Origin of the sequence: Psychrobacter immobilis (genome assembly GCF_904846185.1) — a bacterium.
Classification (GTDB): domain Bacteria; phylum Pseudomonadota; class Gammaproteobacteria; order Pseudomonadales; family Moraxellaceae; genus Psychrobacter; species Psychrobacter immobilis_B.
The window spans coordinates 151410-164155 of record NZ_CAJGZQ010000002.1 but is presented as its reverse complement, the minus strand read 5'-3'; the positions used below and the strand labels follow the sequence as shown (position 1 = coordinate 164155).

At 42.5% G+C, this 12746-nt stretch carries 15 protein-coding genes; 10 read left to right on the top strand and 5 right to left on the bottom strand.

Going from position 1 to position 12746, the window contains the following annotated elements:
- The first annotated feature begins 12 nt into the window (after positions 1-12).
- The 3 genes from JMW94_RS01665 (at position 13) to modA (ending at position 1794) form a co-directional block, all read left to right on the top strand.
- On the top strand, positions 13-303 hold the full coding sequence (locus tag JMW94_RS01665) for a MoaD/ThiS family protein (RefSeq protein WP_201600188.1): 291 nt from the start codon (positions 13-15) through the stop codon (positions 301-303).
- A gap of 59 nt (positions 304-362) precedes the next feature.
- The gene (locus JMW94_RS01660; RefSeq protein ID WP_201600185.1) at positions 363-854 is read left to right on the top strand and encodes a molybdenum cofactor biosynthesis protein MoaE; all 492 of its coding nucleotides are present in this window, start codon (positions 363-365) and stop codon (positions 852-854) included.
- Positions 855-948: 94 nt separating this feature from the next.
- Positions 949-1794: a molybdate ABC transporter substrate-binding protein gene (gene modA, locus JMW94_RS01655; protein ID WP_201600182.1), complete on the top strand. Its 846-nt coding sequence runs from the start codon at positions 949-951 to the stop codon at positions 1792-1794.
- Positions 1795-1818: 24 nt separating this feature from the next.
- On the opposite strand, the gene JMW94_RS01650 is transcribed toward modA, so the two are convergent.
- Positions 1819-2298, bottom strand: coding sequence for a hemerythrin domain-containing protein (locus JMW94_RS01650; protein WP_201600179.1), 480 nt, complete (start codon positions 2296-2298; stop codon positions 1819-1821).
- 63 nt (positions 2299-2361) lie between these two features.
- Here JMW94_RS01650 and JMW94_RS01645 point away from each other — a divergent pair, with 63 nt between their 5' ends.
- From JMW94_RS01645 to JMW94_RS01615, 7 genes are all read left to right on the top strand, one after another.
- Complete coding sequence (locus JMW94_RS01645; RefSeq protein ID WP_201600176.1) at positions 2362-2802, top strand: CopD family protein; 441 nt, start codon at positions 2362-2364, stop codon at positions 2800-2802.
- A 131-nt stretch (positions 2803-2933) separates the two neighbouring features.
- Positions 2934-4634: a phosphoethanolamine transferase gene (locus tag JMW94_RS01640; protein ID WP_201600173.1), complete on the top strand. Its 1701-nt coding sequence runs from the start codon at positions 2934-2936 to the stop codon at positions 4632-4634.
- Positions 4635-4686: 52 nt separating this feature from the next.
- A complete protein-coding gene (locus JMW94_RS01635) occupies positions 4687-5373 on the top strand; it encodes a response regulator transcription factor (RefSeq protein WP_045447165.1) in 687 nt (228 codons plus the stop codon).
- Positions 5374-5445: 72 nt separating this feature from the next.
- Positions 5446-6792, top strand: a complete 1347-nt coding sequence (locus JMW94_RS01630) for a sensor histidine kinase (RefSeq protein WP_201600170.1) — start codon at positions 5446-5448, stop codon at positions 6790-6792.
- 141 nt (positions 6793-6933) lie between these two features.
- Positions 6934-7407: a diacylglycerol kinase gene (locus tag JMW94_RS01625; protein WP_201600167.1), complete on the top strand. Its 474-nt coding sequence runs from the start codon at positions 6934-6936 to the stop codon at positions 7405-7407.
- Positions 7408-7448: 41 nt separating this feature from the next.
- A complete protein-coding gene (locus JMW94_RS01620) occupies positions 7449-8195 on the top strand; it encodes a PAP2 family lipid A phosphatase (protein ID WP_413786174.1) in 747 nt (248 codons plus the stop codon).
- Between the two features lie 174 nt (positions 8196-8369).
- Positions 8370-8990 (top strand): YceI family protein, encoded by a 621-nt coding sequence (locus JMW94_RS01615; protein ID WP_201600164.1) that lies wholly within the window; start codon positions 8370-8372, stop codon positions 8988-8990.
- 91 nt (positions 8991-9081) lie between these two features.
- Here the strand turns inward: JMW94_RS01615 and JMW94_RS01610 are convergent, their stop codons facing one another.
- Genes JMW94_RS01610 through JMW94_RS01595 form a run of 4 tightly spaced genes read right to left on the bottom strand, consistent with a single transcriptional unit; the run spans position 9082 to position 12630 of the window.
- Complete coding sequence (locus JMW94_RS01610) at positions 9082-9495, bottom strand: PaaI family thioesterase (protein WP_045447171.1); 414 nt, start codon at positions 9493-9495, stop codon at positions 9082-9084.
- Positions 9496-9524: 29 nt separating this feature from the next.
- Positions 9525-10067 carry a DUF3124 domain-containing protein gene (locus JMW94_RS01605; RefSeq protein WP_201600161.1) on the bottom strand — a complete coding sequence of 181 codons (543 nt, stop codon included), beginning with the start codon at positions 10065-10067 and terminating at the stop codon, positions 9525-9527.
- Positions 10068-10110: 43 nt separating this feature from the next.
- On the bottom strand, positions 10111-10812 hold the full coding sequence (locus JMW94_RS01600; RefSeq protein ID WP_201600154.1) for a potassium channel family protein: 702 nt from the start codon (positions 10810-10812) through the stop codon (positions 10111-10113).
- A 57-nt stretch (positions 10813-10869) separates the two neighbouring features.
- Entirely contained in the window at positions 10870-12630 is a 1761-nt protein-coding gene (locus tag JMW94_RS01595) for a TrkH family potassium uptake protein (protein WP_201600152.1), read from the bottom strand.
- Positions 12631-12746 lie beyond the last annotated feature (116 nt).

The following is a 12746-nucleotide window of genomic DNA, read 5'->3' as shown; positions in this document are numbered from 1 at the left end:
AGGACTATTTCTATGAACAATTTATTAGAGAATGATGCAAATATAGATGTCGATACTACAATGAATATTAATATTTTATATTTTGCCAGCTTAGCCGATGAAGCTAACTGTCATGAAGAAAAAATCACGGTGTCACAGTCGACTTCATTGACCGAGCTGTATGAACAGCTGAGCCAAAAGCATCGCTTTAGTCGTCCGCAGTCGGAGCTACGCGTGGCGGTCAATGACTATTTTGCCAAATGGACAGATGAGATTTATGAGGGCGATAGTGTGGTTTTTATCACCCCAGTGGCTGGTGGTTAAAACTATTTACCTATCATTTGTATCACTAAGAATCTTAAAAACAATAAGAGAAAATGGTTATGACAGACAATGTACACGGTCAATCGATGAGCATTAAACGTACCATTGATGAGGCGTACCTCATCGCTGAACGTGATGGTTTTGCGCTGTTAGATACCGATATTGATGAAAGTCGGCTTAAAAGTACCCTTGATGATGACAGCTGCGGCGCGTTTGTCTGCTTTGAAGGGCGGGTACGCAATCATAATAATGCCAGTAGCGTCAATCGTTTGACTTATTATGGTTATGAAGACCTTGCCATCAATCAAGGTCGCGCCATTATTGAAGAAGCCAAAAAGCGCTTTGAGATTACCCATGCCATTGCCATCCATCGTATCGGTGCATTAGAAATTGGTGATGTCGCTATTTGGGTTGGCGTCGTCTCAGCGCATCGCTATCCTGCCTTTGATGCTTGTCGCTGGATATTGGATACTATTAAAGCCGACATTCCAGTTTGGAAGCAAGAATATTACCAAGACGATTCATCTAAGTGGCTTAGTAATAATGGGTAATAATGCGCTTCAAATGACTACTCAAAGCGATAGCTAACCTTTAGCAATAACAGTGAGCGACACTGGCAAGCAATAATAAGAAGGTTTTATAATAATGATTAAACTAATAACCATATCATCAGCTTGCTTAGCGTTAACGCTAACCGCTTGTAGCAAAGAGCAAACCGCTGAGCTTGTTCAATCGGACGCCGACAACGCCACTGAGCAGAGTCAAACACTGCGCATCGCAGCGGCTGCCAACTTATCAGATGTATTGCCTGAAATTATTGCTGCTTATCAAGCGGATAAAACTCCGCCTGCACAAGCGATTGACGTGACTTACGCCTCTTCAGGTAAGTTATATGCGCAGATTACCTCTGGCGCACCTTATGATATATTTTTATCCGCCAATCAAGAATTTCCTGCCAAGCTTGCCAAAGAAAAACTAGATAACGCAAAATCTGCTGACGAAGCAACCCACGAGCCCTTTACTTATACCCAAGGTCAGCTGGCACTTTATAGTGTTAACAAATCGTTTAAAGGACTAAACTCTACTACTTTAAATGCATTATTGATGTCGGAGTCTGATAGCAAAATCACCATTGCCAATCCAGAACTCGCTCCTTATGGCAAGTCGGCACAAGCGTACCTGCAATCACAAAATATCTTTGACACGCTCACTGAGCAAAGTCGCATTATTCAAGCTGAAAATATCGGGCAAGCGTTTCAATATGCGCACACTGGTAATGTCGATTATGGCTTTGTCGCTCAATCACAACTGACAGCGATTAAAGCCACGCCTGAGCAGTTCTATACGTTAGCACCAGACGCTTATCCCCCTATTTTGCAAGACGGGTTGGTGATTAGGGAGACTACTACCGCGACCGATTTTTCAAACTATCTGCGCTCACCTACTGGGCAACAGTATTTTTCTGACGCAGGTTATCTTGCTATAGAGTAAGACAACTTTGATAAAAAATGCGCTCTAGCGGTTCTCATCGGAGCGTTTAATACTGTCTGGACTGGCATCATAAATAGCCTCTAATTCTTCTGTTGTCAGATAGCGCTCAACGATAGGAAACAATTCTCGTTCTTCAAAACGAATATGATCGTATAGCAAGGTGGCGAGTTTTTTGACTTGTCCAACGGTGACGTGATTGCTTTGAGAGTGCGGCAAACCTTGAACCTCTGCCATGAGTGCATGCAGGGACTTGTGCTGCGCATCAAGTGTATTCAGTACCGATGCCACCTCAGGTTTGGAGCTGCGATGAGGCTGTAAGGCATGAGCCATTAGATTGTCTTCAATCTGAAAATGCTGTTGCATCTCGTTAATATAAGACGTGATATTTAGCCAATGTTCGGCAATTGCGTTAGGTTCATCAGCACACTCTTTAGCATGGCGAGATAGATTTAGACCTAGATGATGTTGACGAGATAATGGTTGTAATTGTGCGGCGCGTTTCATGATTAAGTACCTCAGTTAATCGACATAAAGCCCTATGTCAGTGGCATTTAAGGATTGTTATCTATGCTTAACTATATACTCATACTACACTTGTTAGGCGCTACTGTCTGGACAGGTGGCCATCTGATTTTGACCTTGGTGGTATTACCAAAAGCGCTATCATCCCGAAATATTGATGGTCTGATGCAATTTGAGCAGCTATTTGAGAGGGTTGGGATGCCAGCTTTGGTGCTGCAAATAATCACTGGACTTTGGATGGTCTACCAGCTATTACCCAACATTGCTGCATGGTTTAAACTTGATAATGATTTTAGTATTCTTATTAGTCTCAAATTACTATTATTGCTAATGACTGTTTTGGTTGCCCTGCACGCTCGTTTTTATCGAATACCCAGATTGTCTATTCACACCCTGAAAGGATTTTCAATCAATATCATATTGGTCACTTTGTTTTCTGTCGCCTTTGTTGTCGTTGGCACGCTCTTTCGCACAGGTTTAAATTAGGACGTGTCATCGTTTAGGTTATTGATATGTCCTAATATCTTATTGAATTCAACTACCTTAACATCTTCTTAACAGTGTACTTGTTACTGTAAGGCATTACACTCCTTACCATCCTGTTGAGAAGTACTTGTATGTCAATATCTCAAGCCGCCAAAATCAATGCGCCCAAAGCTAATAGAAAAAGCCGCTCCCTAAGCAAGCTCTATGATCGTGAGATCAATCTCAATCATTTGATCATAGTCGTGGCTCTGTATTTAGTAGCGACGGCGAATATTGGCTTTTTTGAGCAGGTACTCAGCGTTTATCCATTGAGCACAAACACGGGCTTTATTTTTTCCATCACAGGCTTATTGTTTGGGCTGATATGGTTGGTGTTGTCACTGCTGTGTCATCGCTCAACGGCAAAAGTAGTGCTCATCATAATGGTGCTGATTGCAGCCATCTGTGGTTACTTTACCGACGCCTACGGGACGATATTTAATCGTGATATGCTCATTAACGGCTTACAAACCGATCAAGCAGAAGCCATGGGATTAATGGCACCCAGTCTATTTATTCGCCTGTTTTTACTAGGTATAGTGCCTGCTTTCATGATTGGTAACATTCGTCTAAAGCGATTGTCTTGGCAACAAGCAACCCTTCAAAAATCAGTCACCCTATTACTATCTATCGTATTGATAGCGGTGTGTCTGGTGCCATTTGGTGACCAATACGCCAGCTTTTTTCGCCAGCACAAAATAGTCCGTAGTTATGTCAATCCTATTACTCCTGTTTATTCTGTCATCAAACTGGGTACTGATTATATCGCTGAGCGCCGTCGTCCCGATACGCTAATCCCTCATGCCACAGATGCAAAACGCAGCATTATTGTTAACACTAGCAACCGCGCTGTAAAACCTAAGTTGATGGTATTTGTAGTAGGAGAAACCGTTCGTGCTGACCATATTGGCTTAAACGGTTATGCGCGCAACACCACGCCTTTGCTTTCAAAACAATCAGACATCTACAGCTTTAAAGACGCCTCGTCATGCGGCACATCCACCGCCTATTCAGTACCCTGCATGTTTAGCTACGCCAATAGAAAAAATTATGACCCTGATAGCGCTAGCTATAATGAAAACGTGCTCGATACACTACACAAGCAAGGCGTCAAGGTCGTTTGGCGAGACAATAACTCTAGCGCCAAAGGGGTGGCTGACCGCGTAACTTTTGAGGATTATAAAACAGCCGCGCTCAATCCAGACTGTGATATTGAGTGTCGAGACATAGGTATGCTTGATGGTTTTGATAAACTGGTTAAGTCAGGCAGCTCACAGAAAGAGACATCTAAAGACACACTTATTTTGCTGCATCAAATGGGCAATCATGGACCCGCCTATTTTAAGCGTTACCCTAAAGATTTTGCAGAATATCAGCCCGTCTGTATGACCAATGAGCTATCAAAATGCGACAACCAATCGGTTATCAATGGTTATGACAATGCCATTCGTTATACAGATTATTTTTTAAATAGCGTGATCGAAACCTTAAAACCTTATGAGCAAGATTATGAGGTGGTGATGGTATATATTAGTGATCATGGAGAAAGTTTGGGCGAAAACAATATTTACTTGCATGGTCTGCCATACGCTATTGCGCCAAATGCACAAAAACACGTGCCAGTGATTATTTGGTCACCGAATGGCAACGGCATTGATAGCAGCACTATGGCTAAGAGTAGCCTAGCTAACATGATTGATCAGCCTGTATCACATGATTTTATTACGCCAACCTTGCTTCAGTTTTTTGGTATCACCACTGACGAAACCAAAGCAGCACCCACCTTTTTTTAAGTGGCTAATTGAATTCTTTATCATCGCTCCGCCTTTTTAGGTAATAATACTCATGTACAAGATACTCATCATTGAAGACAATCCCGATATCGTCGCCAATATTTATGCTTTTTTTGAGCCGAAAGGCTTTGAGCTAGACAATGCCCATAATGGCATTAGTGGCTTAACGCTCGCATCAAATAATCGATATGACGTCATCTTGTTAGATGTCATGCTGCCGGGTATGGATGGCACTAAACTGTGCAAAAAGCTCAGGGAAGAGCTGCATGACAAAACGCCAGTATTGATGCTGACAGCTCGCGATACGATTTTAGATAAAGTGGCAGGATTCGATAGTGGCGCTGACGATTATCTGGTTAAGCCTTTCTCATTGGTGGAATTAGAATCTCGTATTAAGGCTCTCATACGCCGACATAAAGACGATCATTTTGAGCATGGTTTAACCGTTGGCACATTGTCTTTAAATCATAGTGAGCATACGATTACACGTGAAGGTAAGTCGCTAAAACTCACACCCACAGGCTTCAAAATACTACATACCTTGATGAGTGCGGCGCCGCGCGTGGTTAGCAAAACCGAGCTGGAAGAAAAGGTGTGGGGCGAAGACATACCAAGCAGTGATGCACTGCGCACTCACATGCATGGGGTCCGTGCGCAGGTAGATAAGCCGTTCGATAAAATCATGATAGTCACGTTGCCCGGTGTCGGTTACCAGATTATCGATCCAGATAAAGCCTAAAAAATCATCGTCTGATGTCCTTATTTGACTCTCACTGTCTTTCATATCGTCTTTCACAACGAAGTAAATACCATGTTTAATATCGACTCCATCGCCAATAAGTTTCGACTCTCCTACTTGTTATTTGCCCTATTACTGTGTGCCACTTTCGTCAGTATTTTCATGTATGCCGAAGTCAGAATGGAGCAACAGCTGGTCAAAGCTCGCTTATTGCAACAGTTAGAGCTTAGCCAAGAAAAAGAAGGCGATCAGCCTATTTATAGCGCTGAACCGGGTATTAAAATTTATCGCTTCGATAACGCACCGAGCAATCTACAAAAACTGGCCACCCAAACCGTACAAGAGATGCCCGTCACTGTCACCACTGAAAATGGTCAATCGACAACAGAGTTACATTTCTTTAATTATAAAAAAGACAAAGAAAACTACATTTTAACCTACTTAGAAAACACTGAAATGGTGATGGGGAATTACCCTGTTCTGGCCATATTTGAGCATTTAGAAGACATATTTGCCAACGCCCTAAAAGTAGCGGTCATTTTGAGCTTATTGATTGCAGTGATATTTTCATCGCTGTCCTCCAAGCAAATCATTAAACCTTTATTAGACTTAAAGCAAGCCGTAGAAACAGATCATCGCAACTTGACGGAATTGACGCATCTGCCCTCCGAGGTTGGCGTGTTAGCACGCGCAGTCGATGAAAAAAACCACAAACTTGAGCAGTACCTCAAACGCGAGCAGCTATTTACTGGTGATGTCAGTCACGAGCTGCGCACGCCTTTGACGATTATCATGGGGGCATCAGAAGTATTGTCCTCACAACTAGAAAACGACCCTCACTTGAGCGCATTTGCCACTCGTATCAGTACGACCGCCAAAGAAACCTCGGAGATTATCAGCGCCTTATTATTGCTGTCTCGTGCTCCTGAAAAACTGGATGCACCAGCAACGTCTATCAATGACATCGCGTTAAATGAAGTACAGCGCTTAAATTACTTGCTTCGCCATAAGTCAGTCACTTGTAACATAGTCGCAGAACAGCTGTATGTCGCACACGTACGACCTGAACTACTAAAAATGGCACTGGGTAATTTGATAAAAAATGCGTTTCAGTACACCGATGAGGGTGAGGTCATCATCACTATCGATGCTGAAAAAATCACCGTCACTGATACTGGTCTAGGTATTCCTGAGGTGATGATGCCGCTGCTATACGAGAGATTTGAACGTCTAGAGCAGCAGTATAAAGATATCTCATTGGATACAGAATCGTCATCGGCAGCTGACGCCCATTATCCAGTAGAAGGCACAGGCTTAGGGCTCAGTATCGTACAGCGCATCATGACACATATGGGCTGGCAGCTTACCCATCAAGTCAATCCGTTAGGTGGCAGTACCTTTATCATCAATTATCATTAGAGAAGATCTCTATTTTAAAAAAGCTTAACATTTTCTTAATGCCTGCCCGCTTATACTTAGGGCATGTTGAACATTCGACCATGGTTAAATAATTAAAATTTATCGCATACCTTGATATTAATAGACTGTGAAGCATTTGATATGAATAAAGCAAATCCTATTAATCTTGAAAACCAGTCGACGAGTCGTGGGGGTTTAAGCTCAATAGCAGGTAAAAAACAACTGCTACCCCATAGCTATGCCAGTGAGGTCAAGGGTAAAACAGGATTTTATCGCATTATAAAAGCCGCTGGTTACTCTCTGGATGGCTTCAAAGCAGCTTACAAATTTGAGGCGGCTTTTCGACAAGTATTTTGGCTCAATCTCATATTATTCATGGCGATTATATTGTGCCCTTTCACTGTCAGCGTCAAAATGCTGCTGGTCGTCGCTTCTTTCTTATCGTTAATTGTCGAACTCATTAATACTGGAATCGAAGCCAGTGTCGATCACACATCGACCGCCAAGCATCCACTGGCAAAGATAGCCAAAGATGTTGGCTCTGCGGCACAATTTTTGGCATTAATGCTGCTATTTATCTTGTGGATGATGGCATTATTGAGTGTTGTATTTTGAAGACATATTCAGCCAATGGAGTCTGGCTTAAACTCCTATGCTTGACCATCATAGCCACACTGTTGTTTGAGCACAGCCAATTAGACATTCATATTAGTGAGCTTTTTTACACTAATGGACACTGGCTACTAGAAAAAGGCACACAACCTTTTGCCTTTATTTTTTATGATTTGCCTAAATTGCTACTCATCTTGCTTGGCATTTATCTCATAGCCGTTCTAATTCTGAGACATAAACAGGATTCAGATATCAATCTGGCAATAAAAAATGCTAAGTACAATAAAAGGCTCACGCCTTTATCCACGCGTGAAATAAGTTATCTACTGCTTGTTTTAATTGCCGTTCCCAGTATGATTGCGCCACTCAAAGGTGTGACTCATGTCAGTTGCCCCAATCATTTAATACTGTTTGGTGGCGACTTGCCTTATCTAAATATTTGGCAAAATATAGTCGCTAACACGTCTGCCAAGTGCTTCCCAGCAGCTCATGCCAGTGCCGGATTTTCTCTATATGGCTTGGCATTTTTACCCACTCTACATCAGTATCGCTATAGAATATTTGAAATAGTCACGGTCATAGGATGGACGATGGGACTGTATAAGATGCTATTTGGTGATCACTTTTTTAGTCATACATTAGTATCGATGCTACTGTCATTGACCATAACCTGCGCGCTTGCAACGCTATTTTTTAAATACCCAGTAGCGAATAAAGCCAACAGTATCAATGCTAATGGCAAAAAACCTGATGCGGCAAGCTTTCAAAAATCGTCGAAAACCCAATCTTAGCTGTTGAATAATAGCCAAATTAATAATGATATTGTCATAAAAATAAAGCTACTAAGCATTTGATAAATAATGTATAAATAGTTATTGCTGCCTAACTTAACATTGAGTAACAGCATGGATTGCGCTCATCGACGACGTTCTTTATTTATCAATAGCCCGCAAAGGAATGTAGCTATGAGCATCCTATCTTTTATTCTACAAAAATCACCTATCTACCCTTTACTGACATTGACACTGCCATTATTAATAATAAGCGCTGCACATAGCAGCCATGCCGCCAGTTATACCATCAATCCTGCTGGCACCCATGTGCGCTTTGCCATTGAACGCTTCCAATCCCCTGCCACTGCGGGCGGCTTTTATAATGTCCAAGGTCAACTGCAATATGACTCAAGTTTAAAAACTGGCAATATCTCCTTGGTCATTCCGATCAGCTCTCTAAATACGGGAAATAAAGCATTTAACCAGACTTTGATAGGCCCTAGCTTCTTTGATATGCAGCGCTTTCCGTTGGCACGTTTTGATTCTAACAAATGGTATCTTAGCCAAGGCAAATCACGCCCAATGGTCACAAAAGTAGACGGTCATCTAACACTGCATGGCAAAACCCACCCTATTAGCTTAACAGCGACTAAGTTTGACTGTTATCTACATCCCACGCTCAAAAAAGATATTTGTGGTGGGGATTTTACGGCGATGATTGATCGCACCAAATGGAATATCGATAAATATGCGTGGTTTGGCGTTACTAAAAACCTTCACTTAAACATTCAGGTTGAGGCAACCAAACAGTAGCAGTCCATATCAGCGTGAATTTTATGACATTAATTTTTATAGAACTGCTTTTTTAGAGCCTATCCTCATTTTAAAAATGGGCTAAAAATAGCTAAACGTGCTGAGGCGGTACGGAATAGGTGCCAACTACGTGAGCCACCATGTCGCGAGAGCCTTCAGAATAAAGCGCAACCTCGCCAACGATTAGCGTGCGACCTACTTTCATCAATGTACACTCAGCGATAATACGTGCTTCTGCTGAGGGTTTGCGCAGGAAGTTAATGGTCAAACTCGTCGTCACCGTTAATGGCACAATACCTATTTTACCAAGTATCGCCACATAGAGAGCCACATCAGCGATGCTCATCAATACTGGTCCAGAGACCGTACCACCGGGACGCAATTCATTGATACCAATATCGTGTGATAAGGTCGAGCGATTGTCACCGACTGCCTCGATGACACATTTAGTTTGTGGAAATTCCAACGCCATAAAGGCGACAATTTCTTCTTTGGTTGCAGACATATCCCTTCCTTGGATTTTATTATCCTTAATCAATGCACCACTGGCGTACCTTCTGTACTAAATGCAAAGCCTTTATTGCTAAAATTACCGATCATCACCGCCTCAATGACGGGCTTGACCGTCTCGTCTATCCCTTCGACTTCAATGATAAAGTTGGCGCCCGATCCGCCTTTATCCTCTTCTTTTTCGACGATATAATTGAGCGTGGCCATTGCTGGAAGCTCAATCGGTTTGTTTAAATAGGATTTTATAAAGGTTCCATCAGTGCCATAGTAGTCAATTTTATTGATATACAGTGATTTTTTTAGCGTGGTATTGCGTACACTCAAAGTCGCTGATAGCAAGACTTTACGATTGTCGCTATCGGTATAAATGTCAGAATAAATGGGCACATAAAAGGTTTGTTTATAGGCAAACTGGCTACGATCAACCGCTGTTGTCATCTCCAGCTCTTGAATGGGGTCTTGATGTTTTTCTGAATACAACACGTTCGGGTCTTGCGGCGTCTGGTCACAGCCTGACAACAATGCCATCGTCGCAAGCAACAAGACGGATATAGTGCGCTTACTCATAAGTTTCCCCTTTGCCTTTTCATGTCACGGCTGTTGCAAATGTTTATTTGATTTTTACACCGACACTACGCAGAAACTCGTTGATATGCTTGTTAGCACCGTAGATGACCAATACGTCTTTATCTTGCAATACTTGCTCAGGCGCCGCCAAACCTTTAATACTAGGCTTACTTTGCGTACGACCAAAGCTGTCTTCATAATACTCATAGCGCAGGGTACTAAGCAATCGAATATTGAACTTTTGCTCAAATTGCAAGTCATCAACAGTCTGACCAATCAACGACTTGGGAATGCTAATCTCTACCATACTGAAATGATCACTCAGCTCAAACGAGTCGACGAAATAACGTAGCGACAGCCGTTTGGCCCAGCGATTGGCCGCCTCTTTTTCAGGGTGAATAAGGTCGTCCACACCGATAGCTTGCAACACTTTTTCGTGCAGTGGATTGATACTGCGACTGATCAAACGTTTTGCTTTTAGGGTTTTAAATAATGCCGTCGCCATGACGTTTGCGCCTTGGTCTTCACCGATTGCAACAATAACGATATCGGTGTCGACAATCGGTAAACCATTGACGGTATATTCATCCGTGGCATCCATACAGATGGTATGAGAGATGACTTCCTTATATGCCTCAACCTTTTGCATGCTACTGTCAATGGCAATCACTTCGTGCCCCTGACGGGTCAACGCCATGCCTAGCGATGAGCCAAAGTTCCCTAACCCTACGATGATATATTTCATAACCTTATTAACCTTTTTCAGTATTTTTTAATGATGAAATGGCTTATTTACGACCATTTAATTGATCGTGATTTCTTCAGTTGGATAGCGATAATTGCGCTGGCGTCTATTTTTAAGTAGGGCAATAAAGATGGTCAACATGCTGACGCGCCCAACAAACATAATGACTGACACCACCATTTTGCTAAAATCTGATAACTCTGTCGTCAAATTCAAACTTAATCCCACCGTGCTGTAAGCTGAAAAACACTCAAAAACCACCTTGATTAAATCAAGCTCTGGTTGATCATAGCTGATGAGCGTTACCCCCATACCGATGACCAACAAAGACAGCCACATAATAGAAAATGCACGGCGAATCGAGATGTCGGCAATCTGGCGCTTAAATACCTCAACATTGGTCTGACCACGTGCCAAACTCAAAGTGTTTAACAGGGCAATCGCAAACGTACTGGTTTTGATACCACCGCCCGTCGAGTTTGGCGAGGCACCAATCCACATCAAAAATATCGTCAACATAATCGTGGGAAACGCGAGTTCCCCCATGTCGATGGTATTAAATCCTGCGGTTCGCGGCGTGGCAGCAGTAAACAGCCCTGTGACAAGCTTACCGAAAAAACTGCGATGGTCTGCCAGCACATTGTTATATTCAAATATCATCACACCGATGAGACCTACCAACAATAAAGCGCCCGTCGTAATCAAGGTTATGCGGCTATTAATATTGAGCAACCATGGTCGATAAATATAACGCTGATCATGGCGATATATCAGGCGCTCGGCACGATCACGTAAATAACGCAGCACATTGACCACAATGACAAAACCCATGCCGCCAAAGATAAAAGTAGTGGCGATAATAAGTTGTAATGGGTAATTAAAACGTAGCGAGTCATCATACATGCCAGCGCTAAATGTAGAAAATCCAGCATTACAGAACGCAGAAATCGCATGGAAAACAGAGAAGAATAATTGCTCAGACCAATCCATATCTGGTATGTCATAAATACTGATATAAATGAGTGCCGCAGCCACTGCCTCAACGGCAAATGTCACATATAGGATGGACTTGAGGGTCGATACCACATCACCCATGCCACGCATGTAAGACATCTCACTGATGCTCGCCTGCGTCTCATAACTGACACCGCCCTTAAAGAAATAACTAAAATACGTCACAAAAGTCAAAATACCCAAGCCGCCGATCTGTATCAGCCCCATGATAATGACTTGCCCAAAAGTTGTGAAATAAGTCGCCGTATCTACCACGATGAGACCAGTCACACAGACAGCACTGGTCGCGGTAAAGAGCGCATCAATGAAAGACAGCGGCTGCGTCGTTGCATTGGGCATCATCAGTAGCAATGCACCGACCAATACCAATGACAGGAAGCTTAAGATAAAAAACTGCGCAGGGTTTAAAAAGGTACGATTGAGATTAAAATCGTGGTCAGATATTTCACGAATAAAGGTCACAAAGACAGCAATTTTGATGGCAACGAAGCCATCAACAGCGACCGACATCCCAGAGCGCACCAAATCAGTGAAATGCGCTACCAGTAAGATGATAATCGCAATACTGGTCAGTAAGTCAAAGACGGCGACTTTATTTAGGGTCAGCGGCTTTTTGCTATAGAGGTAACGCCCTGCTGTCACAACAAAGCCTAAAAAAATAATCGCCAGATAAAAAATATGGAAAACCTGTTGTAGCCACATCGGCAGCGTGAAACCACTGTCTAATAAAGCAATGGCTACGCCGATAATACTAATGACAATCGTGACATTATTTAACAATCGATAACGCTTGGCTGCATGCATCGCCCTAATCCATGATAGGAATAACCACGATATTTATACTCCTTTTTTGTGTTACTCACAAAAACTGATTTGAGATAATCGTAACCAATTATGATGCTCTGTTGAACACTCATACC

Coding starts and splice junctions, on each gene's coding strand:
- JMW94_RS01640 (WP_201600173.1), top strand. CDS start 2,934: ATGTCAATATCTCAAGCCGCCAAAATCAATGCGCCCAAAGCTAATAGA.
- JMW94_RS01595 (WP_201600152.1), bottom strand. CDS start 12,630: ATGCATGCAGCCAAGCGTTATCGATTGTTAAATAATGTCACGATTGTC.
- JMW94_RS01665 (WP_201600188.1), top strand. CDS start 13: ATGAACAATTTATTAGAGAATGATGCAAATATAGATGTCGATACTACA.
- JMW94_RS01610 (WP_045447171.1), bottom strand. CDS start 9,495: ATGTCTGCAACCAAAGAAGAAATTGTCGCCTTTATGGCGTTGGAATTT.
- JMW94_RS01615 (WP_201600164.1), top strand. CDS start 8,370: ATGAGCATCCTATCTTTTATTCTACAAAAATCACCTATCTACCCTTTA.
- JMW94_RS01635 (WP_045447165.1), top strand. CDS start 4,687: ATGTACAAGATACTCATCATTGAAGACAATCCCGATATCGTCGCCAAT.
- JMW94_RS01660 (WP_201600185.1), top strand. CDS start 363: ATGACAGACAATGTACACGGTCAATCGATGAGCATTAAACGTACCATT.
- JMW94_RS01650 (WP_201600179.1), bottom strand. CDS start 2,298: ATGAAACGCGCCGCACAATTACAACCATTATCTCGTCAACATCATCTA.
- modA (WP_201600182.1), top strand. CDS start 949: ATGATTAAACTAATAACCATATCATCAGCTTGCTTAGCGTTAACGCTA.
- JMW94_RS01625 (WP_201600167.1), top strand. CDS start 6,934: ATGAATAAAGCAAATCCTATTAATCTTGAAAACCAGTCGACGAGTCGT.
- JMW94_RS01645 (WP_201600176.1), top strand. CDS start 2,362: ATGCTTAACTATATACTCATACTACACTTGTTAGGCGCTACTGTCTGG.
- JMW94_RS01630 (WP_201600170.1), top strand. CDS start 5,446: ATGTTTAATATCGACTCCATCGCCAATAAGTTTCGACTCTCCTACTTG.
- JMW94_RS01600 (WP_201600154.1), bottom strand. CDS start 10,812: ATGAAATATATCATCGTAGGGTTAGGGAACTTTGGCTCATCGCTAGGC.
- JMW94_RS01605 (WP_201600161.1), bottom strand. CDS start 10,067: ATGAGTAAGCGCACTATATCCGTCTTGTTGCTTGCGACGATGGCATTG.